Origin of the sequence: Pseudomonas putida (assembly GCF_004357765.1) — a bacterium.
Taxonomy (GTDB): Bacteria; Pseudomonadota; Gammaproteobacteria; order Pseudomonadales; family Pseudomonadaceae; genus Aquipseudomonas; species Aquipseudomonas putida_U.
Genome location: NZ_SMTE01000006.1, coordinates 152,486 through 177,237, shown reverse-complemented (window position 1 = coordinate 177,237; position 24,752 = coordinate 152,486). Strand labels below are relative to the sequence as shown.

The 24,752-nt window shown below is 62.0% G+C and carries 22 protein-coding genes and 1 tRNA gene; 10 read left to right on the top strand and 13 right to left on the bottom strand.

Annotated elements, in window-relative coordinates; translation table 11 throughout:
• The first annotated feature begins 549 nt into the window (after positions 1 to 549).
• Positions 550 to 1,935, top strand: a complete 1,386-nt coding sequence (gene gabP / locus E2H86_RS10735; RefSeq protein WP_133327509.1) for a GABA permease — start codon at positions 550 to 552, stop codon at positions 1,933 to 1,935.
• Between the two features lie 127 nt (positions 1,936 to 2,062).
• On the opposite strand, the gene E2H86_RS10730 is transcribed toward gabP, so the two are convergent.
• From E2H86_RS10730 to E2H86_RS10710, 5 genes are all read right to left on the bottom strand, one after another.
• Positions 2,063 to 2,506: a hypothetical protein gene (locus E2H86_RS10730; RefSeq protein WP_133327507.1), complete on the bottom strand. Its 444-nt coding sequence runs from the start codon at positions 2,504 to 2,506 to the stop codon at positions 2,063 to 2,065.
• A gap of 125 nt (positions 2,507 to 2,631) precedes the next feature.
• Positions 2,632 to 2,707 (bottom strand) — tRNA-Phe (locus E2H86_RS10725).
• A gap of 91 nt (positions 2,708 to 2,798) precedes the next feature.
• Complete coding sequence (locus tag E2H86_RS10720; RefSeq protein ID WP_133327505.1) at positions 2,799 to 3,071, bottom strand: oxidative damage protection protein; 273 nt, start codon at positions 3,069 to 3,071, stop codon at positions 2,799 to 2,801.
• A complete protein-coding gene (gene mutY / locus E2H86_RS10715) occupies positions 3,068 to 4,135 on the bottom strand; it encodes an A/G-specific adenine glycosylase (protein WP_133327504.1) in 1,068 nt (355 codons plus the stop codon). Before mutY ends, E2H86_RS10720 begins: the two co-directional genes overlap by 4 nt.
• Positions 4,132 to 6,363 carry an AsmA family protein gene (locus E2H86_RS10710; RefSeq protein ID WP_133327502.1) on the bottom strand — a complete coding sequence of 744 codons (2,232 nt, stop codon included), beginning with the start codon at positions 6,361 to 6,363 and terminating at the stop codon, positions 4,132 to 4,134. The genes mutY and E2H86_RS10710 overlap by 4 nt, the downstream gene beginning before the upstream one ends.
• A 444-nt stretch (positions 6,364 to 6,807) precedes the next feature.
• Between E2H86_RS10710 and E2H86_RS10705 the strand changes: the two genes are divergently transcribed.
• The 5 genes from E2H86_RS10705 (at position 6,808) to hisF (ending at position 11,591) form a co-directional block, all read left to right on the top strand.
• Entirely contained in the window at positions 6,808 to 8,469 is a 1,662-nt protein-coding gene (locus tag E2H86_RS10705) for an OFA family MFS transporter (protein WP_133327500.1), read from the top strand.
• A 256-nt stretch (positions 8,470 to 8,725) separates the two neighbouring features.
• The gene (gene hisB, locus E2H86_RS10700; protein WP_133327498.1) at positions 8,726 to 9,319 is read left to right on the top strand and encodes an imidazoleglycerol-phosphate dehydratase HisB; all 594 of its coding nucleotides are present in this window, start codon (positions 8,726 to 8,728) and stop codon (positions 9,317 to 9,319) included.
• A complete protein-coding gene (gene hisH / locus E2H86_RS10695; RefSeq protein WP_133327496.1) occupies positions 9,320 to 9,958 on the top strand; it encodes an imidazole glycerol phosphate synthase subunit HisH in 639 nt (212 codons plus the stop codon).
• Between the two features lie 114 nt (positions 9,959 to 10,072).
• Positions 10,073 to 10,810 (top strand): 1-(5-phosphoribosyl)-5-[(5-phosphoribosylamino)methylideneamino]imidazole-4-carboxamide isomerase, encoded by a 738-nt coding sequence (hisA, locus tag E2H86_RS10690; protein ID WP_003257484.1) that lies wholly within the window; start codon positions 10,073 to 10,075, stop codon positions 10,808 to 10,810.
• Between the two features lie 10 nt (positions 10,811 to 10,820).
• Positions 10,821 to 11,591 (top strand): imidazole glycerol phosphate synthase subunit HisF, encoded by a 771-nt coding sequence (gene hisF / locus E2H86_RS10685; RefSeq protein WP_079226229.1) that lies wholly within the window; start codon positions 10,821 to 10,823, stop codon positions 11,589 to 11,591.
• Between the two features lie 137 nt (positions 11,592 to 11,728).
• On the opposite strand, the gene choV is transcribed toward hisF, so the two are convergent.
• The 3 genes from choV to E2H86_RS10670 all read right to left on the bottom strand — a co-directional run bounded on the left by choV (position 11,729) and on the right by E2H86_RS10670 (position 14,781).
• Complete coding sequence (gene choV, locus E2H86_RS10680; RefSeq protein ID WP_133327494.1) at positions 11,729 to 12,907, bottom strand: choline ABC transporter ATP-binding protein; 1,179 nt, start codon at positions 12,905 to 12,907, stop codon at positions 11,729 to 11,731.
• Positions 12,904 to 13,752 (bottom strand): choline ABC transporter permease subunit, encoded by an 849-nt coding sequence (choW, locus tag E2H86_RS10675; RefSeq protein WP_196172089.1) that lies wholly within the window; start codon positions 13,750 to 13,752, stop codon positions 12,904 to 12,906. Before choW ends, choV begins: the two co-directional genes overlap by 4 nt.
• Before the next feature lie 81 nt (positions 13,753 to 13,833).
• Positions 13,834 to 14,781, bottom strand: coding sequence for a choline ABC transporter substrate-binding protein (locus tag E2H86_RS10670; RefSeq protein ID WP_133327490.1), 948 nt, complete (start codon positions 14,779 to 14,781; stop codon positions 13,834 to 13,836).
• A gap of 444 nt (positions 14,782 to 15,225) precedes the next feature.
• On the opposite strand from E2H86_RS10670, the gene E2H86_RS10665 reads away from it, so the two are divergent.
• Complete coding sequence (locus tag E2H86_RS10665; protein ID WP_133327488.1) at positions 15,226 to 16,602, top strand: L-serine ammonia-lyase; 1,377 nt, start codon at positions 15,226 to 15,228, stop codon at positions 16,600 to 16,602.
• A gap of 497 nt (positions 16,603 to 17,099) precedes the next feature.
• Positions 17,100 to 18,206 (top strand): GlxA family transcriptional regulator, encoded by a 1,107-nt coding sequence (locus tag E2H86_RS10660; protein ID WP_133327486.1) that lies wholly within the window; start codon positions 17,100 to 17,102, stop codon positions 18,204 to 18,206.
• A gap of 55 nt (positions 18,207 to 18,261) precedes the next feature.
• Here E2H86_RS10660 and E2H86_RS10655 read toward each other — a convergent pair whose 3' ends face one another.
• From E2H86_RS10655 to choX, 5 genes are all read right to left on the bottom strand, one after another.
• On the bottom strand, positions 18,262 to 18,519 hold the full coding sequence (locus E2H86_RS10655; protein ID WP_084941137.1) for a hypothetical protein: 258 nt from the start codon (positions 18,517 to 18,519) through the stop codon (positions 18,262 to 18,264).
• Between the two features lie 262 nt (positions 18,520 to 18,781).
• Positions 18,782 to 19,258: a thioesterase family protein gene (locus E2H86_RS10650; RefSeq protein WP_133327484.1), complete on the bottom strand. Its 477-nt coding sequence runs from the start codon at positions 19,256 to 19,258 to the stop codon at positions 18,782 to 18,784.
• A 10-nt stretch (positions 19,259 to 19,268) separates the two neighbouring features.
• A complete protein-coding gene (locus E2H86_RS10645; protein ID WP_084942016.1) occupies positions 19,269 to 20,234 on the bottom strand; it encodes an L-carnitine dehydrogenase in 966 nt (321 codons plus the stop codon).
• An 18-nt stretch (positions 20,235 to 20,252) separates the two neighbouring features.
• Entirely contained in the window at positions 20,253 to 21,137 is an 885-nt protein-coding gene (locus E2H86_RS10640; RefSeq protein ID WP_084942015.1) for a 3-keto-5-aminohexanoate cleavage protein, read from the bottom strand.
• A 123-nt stretch (positions 21,138 to 21,260) separates the two neighbouring features.
• Entirely contained in the window at positions 21,261 to 22,205 is a 945-nt protein-coding gene (gene choX, locus E2H86_RS10635; RefSeq protein WP_133327482.1) for a choline ABC transporter substrate-binding protein, read from the bottom strand.
• Between the two features lie 146 nt (positions 22,206 to 22,351).
• On the opposite strand from choX, the gene E2H86_RS10630 reads away from it, so the two are divergent.
• Together E2H86_RS10630 and E2H86_RS10625 are read left to right on the top strand one after the other, a co-directional pair.
• Positions 22,352 to 23,302 (top strand): GlxA family transcriptional regulator, encoded by a 951-nt coding sequence (locus E2H86_RS10630; RefSeq protein WP_133327480.1) that lies wholly within the window; start codon positions 22,352 to 22,354, stop codon positions 23,300 to 23,302.
• Positions 23,303 to 23,433: 131 nt separating this feature from the next.
• Positions 23,434 to 24,588 carry a metallophosphoesterase family protein gene (locus E2H86_RS10625; RefSeq protein WP_133327478.1) on the top strand — a complete coding sequence of 385 codons (1,155 nt, stop codon included), beginning with the start codon at positions 23,434 to 23,436 and terminating at the stop codon, positions 24,586 to 24,588.
• Positions 24,589 to 24,752: the final 164 nt, after the last annotated feature.

Sequence of the window (24,752 nt, the reverse complement as noted above, 5' to 3'; positions counted from 1 at the left end):
AGCGGCATTATGGCGGCCAACTGGGTTGCAAGGGGCTTGGGGCAATGCTGGGGCAGTTTGTCGCATCGCTGCAGCGCAACGTCGCGCAGATGTCCGCGATGGATCGGCCCAGCGCCATAGCCTTGATGAAAAAAGGCGCGATGGTGCCAGCTTTGGCCGGTCGTTGGAAGCGGTTTTAGACCATTCGCCGGTAATCTGCGGTACGTAGGTCGCGCCCGTCAAAGTGACAAGGTTGCACCTTGAGGTTGTACTGATTTGCGTTGCGCTGGTGCAAAGGTGTTACCGAGGAGCACCTTTGGTGCATTTGTAAGTGAGTATTTCAGTAATCCGGCGTTGGTGGAGTCATCCGATGACCATTCGGTCGGATCCTGGCCGAATACCCTGCAGGCCGCGCAGTTCTTGGCGCGAAAGTCCTGTCCGACGAAACCATTCAGCAACTGGCCCACTTATTGCCAGTTGCAATGCGCCGATTGCAGTGACGCCTAATCCCACCCCCAGGTGCACTTCGTATGGCAATCGGCGTGGTCCACTCCTTACAAAGGTAGTTTTATGAGCGGTAACAATTCCAATGACCTCGCTCAGGGGCTCAAACAGCGGCATGTCACCATGCTGTCGATTGCTGGCGTCATCGGCGCCGGTCTGTTCGTAGGCTCTGGGCACGCCATCGCGGCGGCCGGTCCTGCCGTGCTGCTGGCGTACGCCGCCGCCGGAACCCTGGTGGTGCTGGTGATGCGCATGCTCGGTGAAATGGCGATCGCCTCGCCGGATACCGGTTCTTTCTCCACCTACGCCGACCGCGCCATTGGCCGCTGGGCCGGCTTCACCATTGGCTGGCTGTACTGGTGGTTCTGGGTGCTGGTGATCCCGCTGGAGGCCAATGCCGCCGCCGCGATCCTGCATGCCTGGTTCCCTGCGGTGGACCTCTGGGCCTTCTCCTTGCTGATCACCCTGGCGCTCACTCTGACCAATCTGTGCAGTGTGAAGAACTACGGTGAGTTCGAATTCTGGTTCGCTCTGCTCAAGGTGCTGGCGATCATCGGCTTCATTGTGGTGGGTTGCGTGGCCATGTTCGGCCTGGTGCCGGGCAGCCAGGTCAGTGGTGCCAGTCACCTGTTCGATACCCAAGGCTTCATGCCCAATGGCTTGGGCGCCGTACTGGCGGCCATGCTGACCACCATGTTCTCGTTCATGGGGACTGAGATCGTCACCATCGCTGCCGCCGAATCGAAAGACCCGGGCAAGCAGATCAGCCGCGCCACCAACTCGGTGATCTGGCGTATCTGCCTGTTCTACCTGGTGTCGATCTTCCTGGTCGTGGCCCTGGTGCCGTGGAACGACCCGGCGCTGGCCGAAACCGGCTCCTATCAGACCGTGCTGAGCCGTATCGGCGTGCCGAACGCCAAGCTGATCGTCGACATCGTGGTCCTGGTCGCTGTGACCAGCTGCCTGAACTCAGCGCTGTACACCTCCTCGCGCATGCTGTTCTCGCTGAGCAAGCGCGGTGATGCGCCGGCCATCGCCCAGCGCACCACCAAGGCGGCTACTCCGCATGTCGCTGTACTGCTGTCGACCGCGGCAGCCTTCCTTTGCGTGTTCGCCAACTATGTCGCCCCGGCGCAGGTGTTCGAGTTCCTGCTGGCCAGCTCCGGCGCCATCGCGTTGCTGGTGTACCTGGTGATTGCCGTGTCGCAGCTGCGCATGCGCAGCCAGCGTGAGGCGCGTGGCGAGAAGATCGACTTCAAGATGTGGCTGTTCCCAGGTCTGACCTGGGCGACCATCGCCTTCATCGTCGCGGTGCTGGGGGTGATGGCGCTACGTGAGGATCATCGCATCGAGATCATCGCGACCGCGCTGCTGAGCATCGGTGTGGTGGCGGCGGGCTTGCTGGTGCACCGCAAGCGTGAAGCTGCCGGGCGGGTGGCGCTGGATAACTGATCCGCGCTGCTGATGATGAAAAGGCCGCGTCCTGTGCAGGGCGCGGCCTTTTTGTTTGTTCGACGCGAGGTTTGTGGTGGGGCGGCGCTCGATATCCGCCGCCCCCCAAACTCGAGACGAGCCCCTCTCAGCCAAACTGCTTCTGCTGTTGCTGCTGCTTGGCCACGACCTCCGAGGCTGCCACATAAGCGTCCTGGAACTCGTCACTTTCCAGCCAGGCCATGGTGGTGTCCTCGTCGGCGCCATCGAGCCATTTGCGGTACGCGGTGAACACCAGCACGATGTAGTCGGTGGCGTGTTCTTCCTTGTGCCCCTTGAGTACCAAGGTCAGCAGCGGGTCGACCAGGAACACCGAGATCATCGGCACCAGGCCGTTTTCCTGGGCTTCCTTCATCTTTTTGAACAGCGGTTCGTAGCTGCCCGACTCCATGGCCTTGTTGAAGACCTGCTCGACGCTGGCGCTGTCGCCGGCACTGGCCTTGACCGCCTGGCCACTGCGCACCATGCGATTCTGCTTGGCCTTGATGGCGGCGCGTTTGGCGCGTTTCTGTTGCTTGGTATTGGAGGCCATGGGTGTCGGGTCCTTGGGGCGATAGGGGAGCCTATTGAAGCAAAAATCGCAGGCAACAAAAAACCCGCACTAGGCGGGTTTCTTGTGTCGCTTCGGGTAACTTTGCAACCACCAGAAGCTGAAGGTGGTGCCCAGAGACGGAGTCGAACCGCCGACACGAGGATTTTCAATCCTCTGCTCTACCGACTGAGCTATCTGGGCGACGGGGCGAATTAAAAAGGTTTTCAGACCTTCCGTCAACGACTTTTTTGAAAATTTTTTAAATTAATTCCGTCGCTTACGATTTCTGGGGTCATTCGCTCGGTGGAACGTAGCCTTCGGCCTGGGCGTACTCCTCACCGGCGAAGAACTTGTCCATCTCGGCCTGGAGGAATTTGCGGTCCTCGGCGTTCATCATGTTCAGGCGCTTCTCGTTGATCAGCATGGTCTGGTGTTTCTGCCAGTCAGCCCAGGCCTTCTGCGAGATGTGCTCGAAGATGTCCTGGCCCTTGGCGCCGGGGTAGGGCGGACGGTCCAGGCCTGGCAGTTCTTCGTTGTACTTGCGGCACATCACGGTGCGGGTCATCGGGCTTCTCCTGCAATCAATTCGTCGGCCGCGCGTTTGAGCAGCTTCTTCACCGGGGCGGCGAGGCCCAGGCGCGGCGGGGTGGCGAGGTTATACCAGAGCCAGTCGGCCTCGACCACGTGCTCGCCGATCGGGTCGACGCGCACCAGCCAGGGTTCGATGGCCAGCTGGAAATGGCTGAAGGTGTGAGTCAGGCCATCCAGCGCGCGGCTTTCGGCCAGGCGCAGGCCGTGCTGGTAGGCGAGGTCGTCGAGCTGGCCGAGGTCATCCAGCTCCGGCAGGCTCCACAACCCGCCCCACAGCCCGCTGGACGGACGGCGATAGAGCAGGATGGCGCCGTCGTGGTTGGTCAGCAGCGGCATTAACGTGCGGCGTTGGGGCAGCGTCTTGCGCGGCTTGGGCTCGGGGTAGCGGGTTTCCTCGCCGTGCAGGTGCGCCTCGCAGCCGCGTTGCAGCGGGCAGATCAGGCAGCTGGGCTTGCTGCGGGTACACAGCGTCGCGCCCATGTCCATCATCGCCTGGGTGTAGTGGTTGGCCCGCGCCTGAGGAGTGAAGCGCTCGGCGGTGGCCCACAGCTGGTTGGCCACCTTGGGCTCGCCGGGGTATCCCGCCTGGGCGGTGTAGCGGGCCAGCACACGCTTGACGTTGCCGTCGAGGATCGGTGCACGGATGCCCATGCTGATGCTGGCAATGGCGCCGGCGGTGGAGCGGCCGATGCCGGGGAGCTCGATCAGCTGCTCGACGCTGCGCGGGAACTCGCCGCCGTGCTGCTCGACGACGATCTTCGCCGCCTTCTGCAGGTTACGTGCGCGGGTGTAGTAGCCAAGTCCGGTCCACAGGTGCAGCACTTCGTCCTCCGGCGCTTCGGCCAGCGCTTGCACGGTCGGCAAGGCTTGCATGAAGCGGTCGAAGTAGTTGAGCACGGTGCTGACCTGGGTCTGCTGCAGCATGATTTCCGACACCCACACGCGGTAGGGGGTGATGCCCTGTTGCCAGGGCAGGTCGTGCCGGCCGTGCTGGTCGTACCAATCCAGAACGGCGTTGGAGAACTGCTCGGGGCTCATCGTTTGAACAGCCCCTTGAGCGCGTCTTTCAATTCTGGGCTCACTTTTTCTCCGAGTTTTTCATCGATCTTGTCTTTCAGGCGGTCGCCGGCCAGCTTCGCGGCCACTTTGCCCAGCCCATTCTGGTCCAGGCGGCAGGCCTTGGCGCCCAATTCCAGGGGACCACGGCAGCGCAGCGGCACTTCGATGCCGACATAGCGCTCGTTGACCTGGCAGGCCGGGTCGGGCATGGCGCGCTGATCGCCCTCGACCACCACGCCGACGTTGTAGTCCATGCCCAGCACGCGCAGGTCGAGGTCGCCGTGGCCATTGACGGTCAGGCCTGGGATGCGGGCCTTGAGGTCGGGGTTGCTGGCTACACCGTTGCGCACCACCAGGCTGCCGCGCAGTTCCTGGAAGGGCGTGTCCTTGCCGCGTGGTTCGCCGCTCAGGGTCTTGCGGTTGAGCGTGGCGATGGCCTGGCACAGCTGCTGCTCGAGGTTGGCATTGACCAGCACGCCGTCGTTGATCGTGAAGTGTGCGCTGCCATTGAGGGTGTCGACCAGTGCCTTCTGGCTGTTGCCGCTGGCGGTGAGGTCGCTGGTCAAGGTCAGCAGGCCTTTGACTGGCGGGGTCTGGTCCTTGCCGTGGGGCTTGATGAAGTGTTCCACCGGTACCCGGTTGATCTTGGTGTTGATGCCGACCTGCGGCACCGCAGGCCGCACGTCGACGGTGCCCTTGGCCTCGAAGCTGCCGTCGTAGAGGCCGCCGCGCAGGGTTCGCAGGGTAACCAGACCACCTTGGCCCGTGACCTGCAACTGGGCGTCGGTGATCGGCAGTTGGTCCAGGGTCAGGGCGTTGAAGGCCAGATTGGCTTGCAGGTCGAGGGCGCGCAGACGGTCGACCGGCAGCAGTTTGTCATTGCTCCAGGCCACCTGGGTCGGGGCGTTGGGCAACGGCGTGCTGCCCGCCACGACGCTGGCTTGTTGTTGCTCGACCTCGGCCTGACGGGCAGCGGTGGCACCCTTGGCTTCTTCACTCTTGGCCGGCAGGTAGCGGTCGGCGTTGAACTTGTCGCCCTTGAGCTGTACGCGTATGGCCTGTTTGGCGAAATCTTCGATGGCGACGCGACCTGCGAAGCTGGTGTCGTCCAGTTTCACCGCCAGATCTTCCAGGGCCAGCGCATTCGGCGAGCCTTGCAGGCGGCTGACCAGCTCCAGCTTGGTGAGCGCGGCCGGGTCGGTGGTGGGCGGCAGTGTCTGACCGATGCCATCGAGGAAGGCGCGCAGGTCGAATTGCGCGATGGACAGGCCGCCGCTCAGCTGTGGGGTCTTGTCCAGGTCGCGCAGGTTCAGCTCGCCCAGGGCACGCAACTGGTTGGCCGAAAGCTTCAGGCCGGTCCATGAGGCGACGTTTGCCCCCATGTCGACCAGTAACTGGCCTTGGGCCGAGAAGCTCAGGGTCTTGCCGGCCAATGGCTCACCGGAGGTTTCACCCGACAGGCGCATGTCCTCGAAGTTGTAGCGCTTGAGCTTGCGGTCGAAGCGCAGATCGCCGGCCAGCTCGGTGCGCGCCTTGATATTGGGTTGGCTGGCGCTGAGGAAGGCGCTGGCCTTGAGCGAGATGTTCGAGCCTTCGTGCACGGGGCCGGTGCTCAGTTGGATGCTTTCGGCGCTGTAGCTTTTGCCGGTCTGGGCATCGGTGTACTGCACGCGGGCGTTGTTGACCGTCAGGCTGTCGATGTCGAGCTTGACCGCCCGCTCGTTGCTGCGCTCAGGCGTCGGTGCTGGCTGCTCGCCTGTTGCCGGTGCCGGCGTGCCAGGCGTGGTGCCGTTTTCGGCTGGCAGTGGCTTGCCGATGTCTTCCCAGTTGCCATGGCCGTGCTCGTCACGCGCCAGGGTCAGGTTCAGGCCTTCTACGCGCACGTCGCTCATCTGTACTTCGCGGCGCAGCAGTGGCAGTACGCGGACCGACAGACCCAGCATCTGCAGGTCGGCGAACGGCGCCTTGGGGTCAGTCAGCGTGGCGATGCTGGCATCGTGCAGTTCCAGACCCAGCCAGGGGAACAGGCTCCAGCCAATGTCGCCATTGAGGGTCAGCTCCACGTGGGCCTTGTCGCGGGCCAGCTGGCGGATTTCGTCTTTGTAATCGTTGGGATCGAACAGGTGGGTCAGGGCGAAGCCCAGCGCCACGATGATCAGCAACAGCCCGAGTAGGCCCAGCCCCAGGATTTTGCCGAACGCTTTCATGGGCGAGTCCTTGTAGTCCGTTTTATGAATTTCGCGGGGCAGAGTATAGCGCCGCCGCCATGGGCCCTGAGAATTCGACTAGCGAGATAGGGCATTTCGTACGAATGGATCGGGTTATGAGGATTCAGTTCCGGGTTTCCCTGCAGTTCCCACCGGATCTCCGAGGCCTTCGACAGCGGCGCGGTCCCTGTGGGAGCGGGCTTGCCCGCGAAAGGACCGCCGCAGGCATACAGCAAGGAAATACCGTTTCAGCTTGGCAAAAAAACGCGATATCAGATTGCTTTCATTGCGCCGGATGCTGGTAACCTTGCGCCGTTGTCGGAGCGGCCGCGACCTATGGTCGCAGCGCGTCACCCTGGAAAAGGCCTGCTACGCCTTGCGTACACCCCACAAGAGCCTGGGATTAAATCCGCCAGCCCCGTCTACCTACATAAGGATAAATCCATGAGCAGTACTATCACGGCCGAAGGCCTGGCGACATCGCCAGGCTTCCTGTCGAAGGAGCGCATCATCGCCCGCCCGGGCTTCAACCGCTGGCTGGTACCGCCGGCAGCCCTGGCGATTCACCTGTGCATCGGTATGGCCTACGGCTTTTCGGTGTTCTGGCTGCCCCTGTCGCAAGCCATCGGTATCACCGCACCGGTCGCCTGTTCCGCCGACATGGGCTTCATCGCCCGTATGTTCACCAGCGAGTGCGACTGGCCGATCTCGATGTTGAGCTGGATCTACACCCTGTTCTTCGTCTTCCTTGGTTGCTCGGCCGCCGTGCTCGGCGGTTGGCTGGAACACGCCGGCCCGCGCAAGGCCGGCTTGGTGTCGGCGCTGTGCTGGTGTGGCGGCATGCTGATCTCGGCGATCGGCGTGAAAACCCACCAGCTCTGGCTGATGTGGCTGGGGTCCGGTGTGATCGGTGGTATCGGCCTGGGTCTGGGCTACATCTCGCCGGTGTCGACCCTGATCAAGTGGTTCCCGGACAAACGCGGCATGGCCACCGGCATGGCGATCATGGGCTTCGGCGGCGGCGCGATGGTCGGTGCACCTCTGGCGACCGCGCTGATGGGCCACTTCGGCAACGCCCAGGAAGTCGGCGTCTGGCAGAGCTTCGTGGTGATGGCTGCGGTTTACTTCGTGTTCATGACCGCAGGTGCCCTGGCCTACCGCATTCCTCCGACTGGCTGGAAGCCTGAAGGCTGGACGGCTCCAGCGAAGAAAGCCGGCAACGGTATGGTCACCGACCGTCACGTGCACGTCAGCGTCGCCTGGAAGACCCCGCAGTTCGCCCTGGTCTGGCTGGTATTGTGCCTGAACGTCTCGGCCGGTATCGGTATCCTCGGCATGGCTTCCCCGCTGCTGCAGGAAGTGTTCGCCGGCAAGCTGCTGGGCAATGAGCTGAGCTTCAGCCAACTGGATGCCGCACAACTGACCCAGATCGCAGCGATCGCCGCCGGCTTCACCGGCCTGCTGAGTCTGTTCAACATCGGTGGTCGGTTCTTCTGGGCTTCGTTCTCCGACTACATCGGCCGCAAGAACACTTACTTCGCCTTCTTCGCCCTCGGCGTTGGCCTCTACAGTCTGATCCCCAACATGGGTCACCTGGGCAACGTGGCGCTGTTCGTAGCGGCGTTCTGCATCATTCTGTCGATGTACGGCGGCGGTTTCTCCACTGTACCGGCGTACCTGGCCGACCTGTTCGGTACCCAGATGGTCGGTGCCATCCATGGTCGCCTGCTGACCGCGTGGGCCGCGGCCGGTGTGCTCGGCCCGGTGCTGATCACCTACCTGCGCGAGTACCAACTGGCGGCAGGCGTGGAGCGTGCAGCGGCCTATGACATGACCCTGTACATCCTCTCCGGTCTGCTGGTACTGGGCTTCATTTGCAACCTGCTGATCCGTCCGGTGGCCGACAAGCACTTCATGAGCGATGCCGAACTGGCCGCCGAGCGTGCCCTGAGCCACGACAAAGGCGCCGATGGCGCGCGTTCGCTGGAATGGCACGCGGCACCGGGCAGCCTGCCGCTGGTGCTGATCGCCTGGGCGGTAGTAGTGATTCCGCTGGCCTGGGGGGTGTGGATCACCCTGCAGAAAACGGCTGTGTTGTTCCATTGAACGATGAAATAGCCAGCGTTTTCACGGCCTGAAAGGGCTCTGTCACCGGCAAACCGGCTCCTCCAGGACCTCTTCTGCAGGAGCCGGCTTGCCGGCGATGGGCTGCCAAGCAGCCCCTGATACCCGGTTGTATAGACCTGTAGCACTGTCGGTCCCCGTAATTCCTCGCTTTGCCATATGTCATCCGCGTTTCAAGCGGGCGCGTTCTGGGCCTATAATGGAGCCCTTTTCGCCCAATGATTTTGCGGAGCTGGTGATGGTCGAACGTAAGGCTTCCGTCGAGCGCAATACCCTGGAGACCCAGGTCAAGTGCTCGATCAACCTCGATGGCAGTGGCAAGGCCCGATTCGATATCGGCGTGCCGTTCCTTGAACACATGCTTGACCAGATCGCTCGCCACGGGCTGATCGACCTGGATATCGAGTGCAAGGGCGACCTGCATATCGACGATCACCATACCGTCGAAGACGTCGGTATCACCCTCGGCCAGGCATTCGCCCAGGCCATTGGCGACAAGAAGGGCATCTTCCGCTACGGCCACGCCTACGTGCCGCTGGACGAAGCGCTGTCGCGCGTGGTCATCGACTTCTCTGGCCGTCCGGGCCTGCAGATGCACGTGCCGTACACCCGTGCCAGCGTCGGTGGCTTCGATGTCGACCTGTTCCAGGAGTTCTTCCAGGGCTTCGTCAACCACGCTCTGGTGACCCTGCACATCGACAACCTGCGCGGCCACAACACCCATCACCAGATCGAGACCGTGTTCAAGGCTTTCGGCCGCGCCCTGCGCATGGCCGTGACCCTCGACGAGCGCATGGCCGGCCAGATGCCGTCGACCAAAGGGTGCCTGTAAATGCAGACGGTAGCCGTAATCGACTATGGCATGGGTAACCTGCACTCGGTGGCCAAGGCGCTCGAGCACGTCGGCGCCGGCAAGGTGCTGGTCACCAGCGACGCCGCGGTGATCCGCGAGGCGGACCGTGTGGTGTTCCCGGGCGTCGGCGCGATTCGCGACTGCATGGCCGAGATTCGCCGCCTGGGCTTCGACAGCCTGGTCCGCGAAGTCAGCCAGGATCGTCCGTTTCTCGGTATCTGCGTCGGCATGCAGGCGCTGCTGGAGCACAGCGAGGAAAACGACGGCGTCGACTGCATTGGCCTGTTCCCGGGCCAGGTGCGCTTCTTCGGCAAGGGCCTGGAAGAAGACGGTGAGCACCTGAAGGTGCCGCACATGGGCTGGAACGAGGTCAGCCAGACCATCGACCACCCGCTGTGGCACGACATCTCCGACCGCGCGCGCTTCTATTTCGTGCACAGCTACTACATCAATGCCGGCAAGCCGGGGCAGGTGGTCGGTCGTGGCCACTACGGCGTCGACTTCGCCGCTGCGCTGGCCGACGGATCGCGCTTTGCCGTGCAGTTCCACCCGGAGAAGAGCCATACCCATGGCCTGCAGCTGCTGCAGAACTTCGTCGCTTGGGACGGGCGCTGGTAAGTCTTTGGCTTCAAGCTCCGAGCTACTAGCGCCAGGCACTTGCGCCTAGCTCGGGCAAACGCGTGCAAGCTTGTCGCTTGAAGCTTGCAGCTTGTGACTTTTCGAGGAACACACATGCTGATTATCCCCGCTATCGATCTGAAGGACGGAGCCTGCGTGCGCCTGCGCCAGGGCCGCATGGAAGACTCCACGGTGTTTTCCGACGACCCGGTGAGCATGGCCGCCAAGTGGGTCGAGGGTGGTTGCCGCCGGCTGCACCTGGTCGACCTAAACGGTGCCTTCGAAGGCCAGCCAGTCAACGGTGAAGTGGTCACCGCCATCGCCAAGCGCTATCCGACCTTGCCGATCCAGATCGGCGGCGGCATCCGCTCGCTGGAAACCATCGAGCACTACGTCAAGGCGGGTGTCAGCTACGTAATCATCGGCACCAAGGCGGTCAAGCAGCCTGAGTTCGTGGCCGAGGCGTGCAAGGCGTTCCCGGGCAAGGTCATCGTCGGCCTGGACGCCAAGGACGGCTTCGTCGCCACCGACGGCTGGGCCGAAGTCAGCTCGGTGCAGGTCATCGACCTGGCCAAGCGTTTCGAGGCCGATGGCGTCTCGGCGATCGTCTACACCGACATCGCCAAGGACGGCATGATGCAAGGCTGTAACGTGCCGTTCACCAAGGCACTCGCCGAAGCCACCTCGATTCCGGTGATCGCTTCGGGCGGTATCCACAACCTGGGTGACATCAAGGCCCTGCTCGATGCCAAGGCCCCTGGCATCATCGGCGCCATCACTGGCCGCGCCATCTACGAAGGCACGCTCGATGTCGCCGAGGCCCAGGCCTTCTGTGACAACTACCAAGGCTGAGGACTGAACCATGGCATTGGCCAAGCGCATCATCCCTTGCCTGGACGTGGACAACGGCCGGGTGGTCAAGGGCGTCAAGTTCGAGAACATCCGTGACGCCGGTGACCCGGTGGAAATCGCCCGTCGCTACAACGAGCAGGGTGCCGATGAAATCACCTTCCTCGACATCACCGCCAGCGTCGATGGCCGCGACACCACCCTGCATACCGTCGAGCGCATGGCCAGCCAGGTGTTCATTCCACTGACCGTGGGCGGTGGCGTGCGTACCGTGCAGGACATCCGCAATCTGCTCAATGCCGGTGCCGACAAGGTGTCGATCAACACCGCCGCGGTGTTCAACCCGGAGTTCGTTGGCGAAGCCGCGGACCGTTTCGGTTCGCAGTGCATCGTCGTGGCTATCGACGCCAAGAAGGTGTCGGGCCCCGGCGAGGAGCCGCGCTGGGAGATCTTCACCCATGGCGGACGCAAGCCAACCGGGCTGGATGCGGTCGAGTGGGCGAAGAAGATGGAAGGCCTGGGAGCGGGTGAGATCCTCCTGACCAGCATGGACCAGGACGGCATGAAGAATGGCTTCGACCTGGGCGTGACCCGCGCCATCAGCGATGCGCTGGGGATTCCGGTGATTGCTTCGGGCGGAGTGGGTAACCTGCAGCACCTGGCTGACGGGATTCTGGAAGGGCATGCCAGCGCGGTGTTGGCGGCGAGCATCTTCCACTTCGGCGAGTACACCGTGCCTGAGGCCAAGGCCTACATGGCTTCGCGCGGCATCGTCGTTCGCTGAAGCATTGATTGGGGCTGCTTTGCAGCCCATTCGCGGGCAAGCCCGCTCCCACAGGTACCGCACCGTCCTTGAAATCGGTGGAGGGCCTGTGGGAGCGGGCTTGCCCGCGAATGGGCCGCCAGGCGGCCCCAATTGCATCACCCGTGGGTCTTGCCGAGCAGCGCGTGATAGAGCTCGGTATCCCCGAGAATCCCCACCACTTTGTCGTCTTCCTGCAGCACCAGTTTGTTGCCGGTCTGGTAACGAATCTGCAGCGCGTCGCGCATGCCGATGTCGGCGTGCACCAGCGTCGGCTTGCGCCCCAGCCCTTCCACTGCCTGTCCCGGCGCCCAGTTCTGCATGTCCAGACCGTTCTGTCCCTGACGGGCGCGCTTGATCGAGTTGCCTTCGCCCAGGTCCAGCCACGAGTCGCCGCCCGGATCCAGACACACCGAACCATTGACTCGCTTGCAGTCGTCCAGAGTGCGCATCAGGCTGCGCCCGCACAGCACGTTCAGCGGGTTGGTGTGGGCGACGAAGGTACGTACGTAGTCATCGGCCGGGTTGAGGACGATTTCCTCGGGTTTGCTGTACTGGATGATCCGCCCGTCCTTCATGATGGCGATGCGGCTACCCAGCTTGAGCGCCTCGTCCAGGTCGTGGCTGACGAACACGATGGTCTTGCTCAGTTTGCGTTGCAGTTCCAGCAGTTCATCCTGCAGGCCTTGGCGGATCAGCGGGTCGAGGGCCGAGAACGGTTCATCCATCAGCAGGATATCGGCATCCATCGCCAGCGCCCGGGCCAGGCCCACGCGCTGCTGCATGCCGCCGGAGAGTTCGTCCGGTTTCTTGTTGCGCCATTGGGTCAGACCGACCAGCTCGAGTTTCTCGTCGACCAGCTTGCGCCGTTCTTTCTCCGGACGGCCCTGCATCTCAAGGCCGAAGCTGATGTTCTCGCGCACCGTCAGCCAAGGCATCAGGGCGAATTTCTGGAACACCATGGCGATGCGCTTGGTGCGCATCAGTTTCAGCTCCGCCGCGGTGCAGTTGGCGATGTCGATGTGCTTGCCTTCGTGCTCGACGAACAGCTTGCCGCGGCTGACGGTGTTGAGGCCGTTGATGCAGCGCAGCAGGCTCGACTTGCCCGAGCCCGACAGGCCCATCAGCACGCAGATCTCGCCCTTGTTGATGTCCAGATTGGCCTTCTCGACTCCCACCACCAGCCCGGTCTGCTTGAGGATCTGTTCGCGGGTCTTGCCCTCGTCGAGCAATGCCAGCGCTTCGCGCGGCTTGCTGGAGAAAATGACGTCGACGTCTTCGAAACGAATGATGCTCATGCTTCACCCCTTACCGGCAGCTCCGGTTGCTTGCAGATACGGTCGAGCATGATCGCCAGCAGCACGATGGCCAGACCTGCTTCGAAGCCCAGGGAAATATCGGCGGTGTTCAGTGCGTTGACCACAGGCTTGCCCAGGCCATCGGCGCCTACCAGGGCGGCGATCACCACCATCGACAGCGACAGCATGATGCATTGGGTCACGCCGGCGGCGATGCTCGGCATGGCGTGAGGCAGTTCGATGCGGGTCAGCAATTGACGGCGCGAGCAGCCGAATGCCTTGCCGGCGTCCATCAGCTCCTGCGGCACGTCGCAGATACCCAGGTAGGTGAGGCGGATGGGCGCGGCGATGGCGAATACCACCGTGGAGATCAGCCCCGGCACCACGCCCAGGCCGAACAGGGTCAGGGTCGGGATCAGGTAGACGAAGGTCGGCACCGTCTGCATGAGGTCCAGGATCGGACGCATGGCGGTATAGAACATCGGCTTGTGCGCCGCGACGATGCCCAACGGCACGCCGATGGCAACGCAGACGACGGTGGCGAAGCTGACCTGGGCCAGGGTCTCCATGGTTTCCTGCCAGTAACCCAGGTTTAGGATCAGCAGGAAGGACAGGGCGACGAAGACGGTCAGCGACCATTTACGCTGGATCAGGTAAGCAAGGGCGGCGAACAGGGCGACGAGGACATACGGGTTGAACCAGGTCAGGGCACTGGTGACGCCATGGATCATGAATTCCAGGCCCTGAGCGATGGCGTCGAAATAATCGGCGCCGTTCTGGGTCAGCCATTCGACGAACGACGCGATGTACTGACCCAGGGGTATTTTGTGATCGATGAGCATGATAGCGAGCTTCCACCTGCAAAGATTGAAATCAGTCCGGGGCGGGCACGGTCCCGCCCCGAGGTAGCGCTATTACGTATTTCGTTATTGCACGAGCTTGGCCTTGGCCGCCTCAAGGCCGGGTTTGCCATCCACGGTGGTAACGCCGGCGAGCCAGGTATCGAGCTTGCCGGGGTTGTCCTTGAGCCACTTCTTGGCGGCTGCTTCGGGTTTCATCTTGTCGTCCAGGACATAGCCCATCATGGTGCTCTCATCCTTGAGCTCGAACGACAGATTCTTCAGCAGTTGGCCAACGTTGCTGCATTCCTGCACATAGCCCTTGCGGGTGTTGGTCAGCACGGTCGCCTTACCGAAATCGGGACCGAAGAACTCGTCCCCGCCGGTCAGGTACTGCATCTTGAAGCGGGTGTTCATCGGATGCGGTTCCCAGCCCAGGAACACGATCGCCTCGCCACGCTTCTGCGCGCGGTCGACCTGCGAGAGCATGCCGGCCTCGCTGGACTGCACGATCTTGAACCCGGCGTCCTTCAGACCGAAGGCGTTCTTGTCGATCATGCTCTGGATGGTGCGGTTGCCATCGTTGCCGGGCTCGATGCCGTAGATCTTGCCGTCCAGTTCTTTCTTGAACTTGGGAATGTCGCTGAAATCCTTCAGCCCCTTGTCATACAGCGCCTGGGGGACCGCCAGGGTGTATTTGGCGTTTTCCAGGTTGGCGCGCACGGTTTCTACGGTGCCGGCGTCGCGGTATTGCTTGATGTCGTTCTCCATGGTCGGCATCCAGTTGCCGAGAAACACGTCCAGGTCCTTGCCGGTGGCCAGTGACTTGTAGGTCACCGGTACCGAGATCATCGTCGTGTGGGTCTTGTAGCCCAGGGCTTCGAGCACGACGCTGGTGGTGGCCGTGGTGACCGTGATGTCGGTCCAGCCGACATCGGAGAACCGTACCGTCTGGCACTGTTCGGGTTCGGCGGCCTGGGCCAGCAGCGGAGCGGTGAGCAACGCTACCAGCAACAGCGAGGGTGAACCTTTCATGGATGGACTCCTGTGATTTTGTCTTCGGGTTCGCGTGGGTCGCCGGGCGTTCTGAGGGTCCGGTCGACCAGGCCTGCAGAGGGCAGGTTGCGTGGCCGTGCTATACGAGTCGCTTTCGATAATCCTCCAGCGCCGGGCAATCGCCTACTGGTGGGGTCGTATCCAGTACGCAACGGGTCGCATCCAGTATGGGCGATGTCGTTTATGGGTTTTTCTACCCATACAGCCGCGCTTTTACGTCACAAGGTCACTCGAAAGCGGCGCTTGCGGGTAGGAAAAGTCAGCGGCGCAGCTGGACAAAAGTACGTCGGTTGCAGACGGCGAGGGGGTAGGCAAAAGCCCGATGATGCGTGCATTCCTGGCGGCTCGCAGCTATCAGCCTAGCAGTTGCCCCCGCCCTGCGCATGGCGCGCAGAGACAAGCCCAGCAAGAGGTGATTCGACAATGGCCATCAGCGTGTTCGACCTGTTCAAGATCGGTGTCGGGCCTTCCAGCTCGCACACCGTGGGGCCCATGCGGGCCGGTGCGTTGTTCGTCCAGGGGCTGCGCGAGCGCGGCGAGTTGCAACGGGTCAAGCGGGTCGAGGTGCGGCTGTATGGCTCGCTGTCGGCCACCGGGGTCGGCCACGGCACCGATAACGCCACGATCATGGGCCTGATGGGAGAATGGCCTGACGCCATCGACCCGACGCAGATCGTGCCACGCATCGCCGACCTGCGCGAAACCAACACCTTGTTGCTGGATAACCAGCTGCCCGTCGAGTTCGTCTGGGCCCGCGACATGCTGCTGCTGGACGAGAACCTGCCATACCACCCCAACGCCATGACCTTGATCGCCGAAGGTGAGCAGGGCGAGCTGCACCGCGACACTTACTACTCGGTCGGTGGTGGCTTCGTGGTCGATGCCGCGCAGGCTGCCAGCGGTGTGCTGGACGCCGACCAGACGGTGCTGCCGTACGATTTCAACAGCGCCGCCGAGCTGCTGCGCTTGTGCAAGCAAAACGACCTCAGCGTGTCGCAATTGATGATGGCCAATGAGAAGGTCTGGCGCAGCGAGGAAGAAATCCGCGCAGGCTTGCATAAGCTCTGGGACGCCATGCAGGAGTGCGTCGCCAATGGCCTGAAGTACGAAGGCACGCTGCCGGGCGGGCTCAACGTGCGCCGCCGCGCCGCCAAACTGCACCGCAGCCTGCAGGAAATCGGCAAGCCCAATGTGATCGGCTCGACCATGAGCGCGATGGAGTGGGTCAACCTGTTCGCCCTCGCGGTCAACGAAGAGAACGCCGCCGGCGGGCGCATGGTCACCGCGCCTACCAACGGCGCGGCGGGGATCATCCCGGCAGTGTTGCACTACTACATGCGCTTCAGCGATGCCGTGGACGAGTCCAGTGTGGTCGACTTCTTCCTCAGTGCGGCCGCGGTAGGCATCCTGTGCAAGAAGAACGCTTCGATTTCCGGTGCCGAGGTCGGCTGCCAGGGTGAGGTCGGTTCGGCCTGCGCCATGGCCGCGGCAGGCCTCGCCGAGGTGCTCGGTGCAACTCCGGCGCAGGTGGAAAACGCCGCTGAAATCGCCCTGGAGCACAACCTAGGGCTGACCTGCGACCCGGTCGGCGGGTTGGTGCAGGTGCCGTGCATCGAACGCAATGCGATTGCCGCAGTGAAAGCCATCAACGCGGTGCAGATGGCGCTGCGTGGCGACGGCGAGCATTTCATTTCCCTCGATCAGGTGATCCGTACCATGCGTGACACCGGCGCCGACATGCACGACAAGTACAAAGAAACTTCGCGCGGTGGCCTGGCGGTCAGCGCCATCGAATGTTGATGTAACTGGTGTTGTTCGCGGGCAAGCCCGCACAGGAAACCCACAATGCTTCGATTTCGTGGATTGTCTGTGGGGGCGGGCTTGCCCGTGAAAACGCCGCGAATGATCTACCGGTGCATCATTTTGTTTCAACGCTCCTTCTTGGTGCACCGCTCATCCCGACCGATCGTCGGCTGTCGTAATCAGTGTTGGCGTTGTCGGTGACACTCAAGAGTGTCGTTTCTGGGCAACCAATATTGCGCGTGTCACCAAATTGCTCAGCCGTTACGTGCAATGCGCTAGCACGCAGGTTTGCGAAGATTGACCAACGCTTGGCGAAGTGCCTGATTTGCCTGATTAAGGGGTCGTTTTCAGGTTTTTTCGGACGACCATTCAATTTTAGGCACGACCTTTGCGTTGAGATTGGCATCCAAGCGCCGGCATTTTGAGCCGGCGCCATAACAAGAATCAGTGCTCGCCTGAGGCACACCCCAGCATTTGTGTGAGGAGAAACCGCGATGACGTCCTACACCTCCGGGAATCAATCCCAGAACCGCACAGCACCCCAGTCCATCGGGTTTCTCCTATTGGACAACTTCACCCTGATTTCCCTGGCGTCGGCCGTCGAGCCGCTGCGCATGGCCAACCAGCTGTCCGGCCGCGAGCTGTACCGCTGGCACACGCTGACTGCCGACGGCGGCCAGGTCTGGGCCAGCGATGGCTTGCAGATCACTCCCGACGCAGCGATGCACAGCGCACCGCCCATCGATACCGTGATCGTCTGTGGCGGCGTGGGTATCCAGCGCAGCGTCACCCGCGAGCACGTCACCTGGCTGCAGGTCCAGGCGCGTCAGTCTCGCCGTCTGGGCGCGGTATGCACCGGCAGTTGGGCATTGGCCTGTGCCGGCCTGCTCGATGGTTTCGATTGCAGCGTGCATTGGGAATGCCTGGCCGCCATGCAGGAGGCCTTCCCGCGGGTCAACATGAGCACTCGCCTGTTCACCCTCGACCGTAACCGTTTCACCAGCTCCGGCGGCACCGCGCCGCTGGACATGATGCTGCACCTGATCAGCCGCGATCATGGTCGCGAGCTGTCGGCAGCGATCTCCGAGATGTTCGTCTACGAGCGCATCCGCAACGAGCAGGACCACCAGCGGGTGCCGCTCAAGCACATGCTCGGCACCAACCAGCCGAAGCTGCAGGAAATCGTCGCGCTGATGGAGGCCAACCTGGAAGAGCCGATCGACCTCGACGAGTTGGCGGTATATGTGTCGGTGTCGCGGCGACAGCTCGAGCGGCTGTTCCAGAAGTACCTGCACTGCTCGCCGTCACGCTACTACCTGAAGCTGCGCCTGATCCGCGCCCGGCAACTGCTCAAGCAGACCCCGATGTCGATCATCGAGGTGGCCTCGGTGTGCGGGTTCGTCTCCACACCGCACTTCTCCAAGTGCTACCGCGAGTACTTCGGCATTCCGCCGCGTGACGAGCGTGTGGGTTCCAATACCGCGCAGCAGGTGGCGATGATGCCGATTCCGCAGGCCATGGCCCTGTCGCCGCACAGTGGGCCGATGGCGGCGTTGAGTCAGGCGCGTAACGAGTCGACGTTTGCCAGTGTGAGGCTCTAGAACGACGCGGGCCTCTTCGCGGGTTTACCCGCGAAGAGGCCCGCGCAGGAAACGCTCAGGCGCGTTTGTTGAACTGCGCCAACGCCGGTAACAGTTGCTTGTCGATCGCCTGTCGCACCGCCGGCAAGATCGTCGCGCTACCGGTGTACATCTGCTCGACCATGCCCTTGAGCGCCCGGGCATTGGGCTCGGTCAACCCCCGCACCACAGCCTCGCAGGCTTGCTCGGCACTGGCTCCGGCCGGAATCTCGAACCCGCGCGCCCGCAGTTGGCCCAGCAGGTCGTCCTGATCAATCAAATCCGCATGCATCATGGCTGTTGTCCCTTTTATCGCGAAGAGAGTGCTGCTGTGATTTACGACCGATTCTGTGACGCGGGCGACAGGCCGGCAAGGACAGAATGTCGCAATGGCTGCTTTGACTAAGAACAGGTCGTTTCGGGCTAAATCGGCCAGGCAGGAAGTGCGCACACTCAAGCCATCTACCGCAACGGAGGTTTGGTCACCCTCGTTCGTGCACAGTGGATGTTGCTCGCTCTTGGCCCCGGATGCTCACGGCTTTCCGGGGTTATTTTTTTCAGCGGGGTTTGGGTAGGGCTATGACTCGTCCAACGAACGCGCAGGGCGGCAGATCCCTTTGTTGATCCGCGATGTCCTGCAGCGATGACGCGCTGCGCTCGCCGAACGGCGCTGAGCGCGGCCCAGCCAGATCCACGTGCAAGAGCATTTGCTCACTCGCTGCCAACACCTCGTCGAACCCCGGCCGGTGCAGGCTGTGACATACATGTAGACGCTTCGTGTCGAAACCAATGATCTGCGTCTGTACCCACACCTCGGTACCTTGCTTCACCTCATGCAGATAGTTGATGTGAGCTTCCAGAGTGAACAGCGAGTGGCCACTTTGCCCACGGCTGTCGGCGTCCAGACCGATGCGTTCCATCAGCGCATCAGTGGCGTAACTGAAGATCAGCAGATAGAAGGCATCGCGCAGATGCCCGTTGTAGTCGACCCAGTCCTCCTGGACTGGGGTACGGTAGGTGATCAAAGCGGGCATCGCGTTTTCCTCAGTCGCTGAACGACATGCCGTGATTGGCCTTGCTGGTCTTCACCGCATCGAGCACCGCCAGCAGCGTGTCATCACGATAGCGCTCCAGCGCGGCGATGCTGTGCTGGCCCAGTTGCTCCGAGGTGCCATCGACCACGTCATCGATCAGCTTGTCGGTCAATTCTGGCGCTGGCAGATAGGTCCAGGGCAGCTTCAGTGCCGGGCCGAACTGCGACATGAAGTGGCGCATGCCGGCGTCGCCACCGGCCAGGGTGTAGGTCAGGAAGGTACCCATGAACGACCAGCGCAGACCTGCGCCGAAGCGGATCGCATCGTCGATTTCGCCGGTCGTGGCCACGCCGTCGTTGACCAGGTGCAGGGCCTCGCGCCACAGCGCTTCGAGCAGACGGTCGGCGATGAAGCCTGGCACTTCTTTGCGCACATGCAGTGGACGCATGCCAAGGGCGGTGTAGATGGTCTTCGCCGCCTCGATGGCTTCTGGCGCGGTGCGCTTGCCTCCGACGATTTCGACCAGCGGCAGCAGGTAAACCGGGTTGAACGGGTGGCCGACCACACAGCGTTCGGGGTGGGTGGACGATTCGTAGAACTCGCTGGGCAATAGGCCCGAGGTACTGGAACCGATGATCGCATCGGGCTTGGCGGCGGCGCTGATCCTGGCGTGCAGGTCGAGCTTCAGGTCCAGGCGTTCGGGGGCGCTTTCCTGGATGAAGTCGGCATCGCGCACGCAGTCTTCGACCGTGGCGACGAAGCTCAATCGGTCCTGCGAAGCGCCAGGCGCCAGGCCTTGTTTTTCGAGGGCCGGCCAGGCATTGGCGATGCGTTTGCGCAGTGCCTGCTCAGCGCCCGGTGCCGGGTCCCAGGCGACCACGTCCAGGCCATGGGCCAGGGCGCGGGCGACCCAGCCGCTGCCGATGACGCCGCTACCGAGGGCGGCGAAGGTCTTGATCTCGGTGATGAAGGACATATTGGTCTCCTGAGGGAATCAGCGGCGCTTGAGGTTCATCTTTTCCCGACCTTCTGCCGGGCTGAGCACGCGGCCACCCATACGGGTGATGATCTCGGCCGCACGCTCGACCAGCTGGCCATTGCTCGCCAGCACGCCACGGTCCAGGTACAGGTTGTCTTCCAGGCCGACCCGCACGTTGCCGCCGAGCAGCACCGCCTGGGCGGCCATCGGCATCTGCATGCGGCCGATGCCGAAGCCAGCCCAGGTGACGTTGGCCGGCAGGTTGTCGACCATGGCCTTCATGGTGGTGGTGTCGGCCGGCGCTCCCCACGGGATGCCCAGGCACAGCTGGAACAGCGGGTCGTCGAGCAGGCCTTCCTTCATCATCTGTTTGGCGAACCACAGGTGGCCGGTATCGAAGATTTCCAGCTCGGCCTTCACCCCCAGTTCGGTGATGCGCTTGGCGCCCGCACGCAATTGCGCCGGAGTGGAGACGTAGATGGCGTTGCCGTCACCGAAGTTGAGCGTGCCGCAGTCGAGGGTGCAGATCTCTGGCAGCAGCGCCTCGACGTGGGCCAAGCGCTCCAGCGGGCCGATCAGGTCGGTGCCTGGGCCGAACTCCATGGGCGACTCGCCCGGACCGATTTCCAGATCGCCGCCCATGCCGGCAGTGAGGTTGACGATGATATCCACGTCGGCTTCGCGAATGCGCTCCATGACTTCGCGGTACAGCGCCACGTCGCGGCTGAAACGGCCGGTCTCGGGGTCGCGAACGTGGCAGTGGACGACGGTGGCTCCGGCCTTGGCGGCTTCGACGGCAGATTCAGCGATCTGCTTGGGCGTGACCGGGACCAAGTGGCTCTTGGCGACTGTGTCGCCGGCGCCGGTGAGGGCGCAGGTGATGATGACGTCGTGGTTCATGGCGTGTTCCTTCTAGTGTCTGTTGTGGCCCTTTCGCGGGCAAGCCCGCTCCCACAGGGGAGCGGAGTGCCCCTGGCATGCGCGTATGTCTGTGGGAGCGGGCTTGCCCGCGAAGAGGCCGGGTCAGTTGGCGCTGAGCTTGAGGTTCTCAGCCGCCGGCTTGCCGTCGAAGGTGGTCACCCCCTCAAGCCAGCGGGCCTTGTCTTCGGGGTGGTCCTTTAGCCACTGGCGCGCCGATTCCAGCGCATCTTTGTGGTCGAGCAACGGCTGCATCATGCGGCTCTCGTCCTCGGCGCTGAAGTTCAGGTTGGTCAGCAGGCGATTGGCATTGGGGCAGCGTTCGGCATAGTCCGGGGCAGTGACCGTCCACACCGTCGCACGGCCTTCGTCCGGGCCCAGAGCATCCTGGCTGTCGCCCAGGTAGACCATGTCGATGTTGACGTTCATCGGGTGCGGCGCCCAGCCGAAGAACACCACCGCCTGCTTGCGCCGCACGGCGCGGTCCACCGCGGCGAGCATCCCGGCCTCGCTGGACTCCACCAGCTGGAACTTGCCCAGACCGAACTGGTTCTTGTCGATCATTGCCTTGATCTGGGTGTTGGCACCCGAACCTGGCTCGATGCCGTAGATCTTGCCACCCAGCTCCTTCTCGAACTTGTGGATGTCGGCGAACGTCTTCAGGCCTTTGTCGGCCAGGTACTTCGGCACCGCGAGGGTGGCGCGGGCGTCTTCCAGGCTCGGTTTGTCGAGTACCTTGACTTGCTTGGCGTCGACGAACGGAGTGATGGTCTGGGTCATGATCGGGTTCCAGTACCCCAGGAACATGTCCAGGCGTTGGTCGCGGATACCGGCGAAGATGATCTGCTGCGAGGCGCTGGTCTGCTTGGTGTCGTAGCCGAGGCCATCGAGCAGCACCTGGGCCATGGCGCTGGTGGCGATGACGTCGGTCCAGTTGACCACGCCCAAGCGGACGTTCTTGCATTCGGCCGGCTCGGCGGCGAACAGTGGGGTGACCAGGGTGCTGCTCAGGGCAAGGGACAGCAGGCTGCGGCGGACAAAGCGGTGCATGGTGGCTCTCCATCGGCAGTGCATATTGTTATGGTGGCCGGTCTCTCTGGACCGTGTGAACACGCTACGCTGCCCACAGTGCGAAAAATCGCACTCCGGCGACCAACATTTGCACGCAAGCGACTTCTTCTCCCGTGGAGCCTGCAATGCCGCAATTGATTCATTTCCTGCTGTTGCCAGGGTTCTCGGCCATGGGCTTCATCAGCGCCGTGGAACCCCTGCGGGTGGCCAACCGCTTCAAGGGGCCGTCGTACCGTTGGCGGGTGTTGAGCCTGGACGGCGGTGCGGTATTGGCCAGCAATGGCATGTCGGTGAACGCCGACGCTGCGCTGGGCGCGGTCGAGCCCGGCGCAATCGTGTTGATCGTTGCCGGCTTCGAGCCGCTGGCCTGCTACGGTCCGTCGCTGCAGCAGGCGTTGCGCCGTCTCGATCATGCCGGCGTGATTCTGGGAGGTATCGATACAGGCCCGATGGTGCTAGCCGAAGCAGGGCTGCTCGATGGTTACCGCGCCACCTTGCACTGGGAGGCACTGGAGGCGTTCAAGGAGCGCTATCCCCGATTGCAGGTGACCCAGGAACTGTTCGAGATCGACCGTCGGCGCATCACCTGTGCGGGCGGCACGGCCTCGATCGACCTGATGCTCGACCTGATCGGGCAGGCCCACGGCAGCGAGTTGGCGGTGCAGGTTTCCGAGCAGTTCGTGTTGGGGCGGATCCGCCCCCGCCAGGATCACCAGCGCATGCAGATCGCCAGCCGATATGGCATCAGCAATAAGAAGTTGGTGAAGGTGATTGGCGAGATGGAAAGGAATATCGAATCGCCGCTCGATACACACAGCCTGTCCGAATTTATTCAAGTAACCCGTCGGCAGCTGGAGCGATTGTTCCAGTTACACCTGGAAATGACACCCAGTGCCTTTTATCTGCGTTTGCGTTTGGACAAGGCTCGGCAATTACTGCAACATTCGGATATGAGTGTGCTGGAGATCAGTATTGCCTGTGGTTTCGATTCCCCCTCTTATTTTGCTCGATGTTACAAAACATGTTTCGGTAGATCTCCCCGCCAGGATAGAGCTATAAAAAGTGTGAGCGATTGATTCGTATTGGGCCAATGGAGGTGCAAAGTCGCTGAGTTTCCGGACTGGTCATCAGACCCTATCAGATATACGAGTATTGACCCGTATATCGCTTTGATAGGGTTTGCTGGACTATTCAATGGAGACTTTGTATGTTTGGCTATAAGTGTTCGCCGCGTGTTCCAACTATTGCGGCTGTCGTATTGTTCGCCACTGGCGCTAATGCGGGTGTGGTTCCGCCAGGAGGCATATATCCGAAACCTCAACTGCCGGCACCATTCTCGCTAGGCTGTGAAGTTACCCGGAAAACTACCGAAGACTTCAGCGGTTATATTCGACCCGGTTGGCAAACGGCGTCGCCAACGCTGCAAAAGATGCTGATCACCTCAGACATTCAGCCGTACAGGGCAAAGCCTGCCGATGGCGGTGACGACAAGGTCGGCGCCATCAGGTGGCGTGAGGTGAGCAGTAGCATGGCCGATATTCTACGCGCTGAGCGAGAGGGTTCTCATTATGTGCCGCTGATCCTCAATGGTGACATCACGGAGTTTGGCCATAGCGGCGAAAGGAAGTCTTTCCGCGAGTTCATCAAGCGCACGTTCCCGGTGAAAGCGGGCACCCCAGGTGGTCCGCTGTTCTTCCCTGGGTTGGGTAACCATGATTATTACAATAATCTGAATAGCTGTGCGAACAATGGCTGCGCCCGGGATGCGGTATGCGACAACATCATTTGGACCCGGGCCATCCAAGAACAGGCAAGGGGATTGAATTTCGATCATTCTTACAGCAGGAGCGTTCATAAAGGATCTTTGTCGTACTCATTTGACGTGGGCAAGGTCCACGTGGTGCAGCTCAATAACGAGCCTACTTATACCGCGAGGTTTGGAACGGGAGGTAGGTTCATGGCGCCCGGCGAGGAGAGGCGCTTTGAAATCACTTCGTCGTTGGAATGGTTGAAAAAGGATTTAGCCGCCGCCAAGGCGCGAGGGCAGTACACGATAATAAACATGCACAAGCCCGACGACTGGCAAAACGAGGATGTTTACAAACGAACGTTCAAGCACATCATTGGCAATAAACGGGTGATTGCCGTGTTCGCAGGGCACTATCACACCAGTCTAGGGAAGAAGAGATACTCTGCCTTCGGCGATGTGCCTATGTTCTCGAGTGGTGCGATCATGCACAGCAACTATCTACGCCTGATGTTCGACTGGCGTAAAAATCAGCTACAGGTCAGCTGGTATGACGGGCGCACGCAGAAAGGTCAATATACCTACAATGTCGACACCTTGAAGGCTGTGAAGTAGGCGCCTACCCGTCACGCAGTACAGAGTGTAACCATGGCTCGTTCGTAGAAGAGCCGTGGTTGCACCTGTTGTGGATATCGGTCATCGCTGCGCTAAGGCTAGTCGCCAGTTGCACAGGGAACTAAATCCCAGCGCCTTTTCTGAGCGGGTTGTATTTCCTGGGC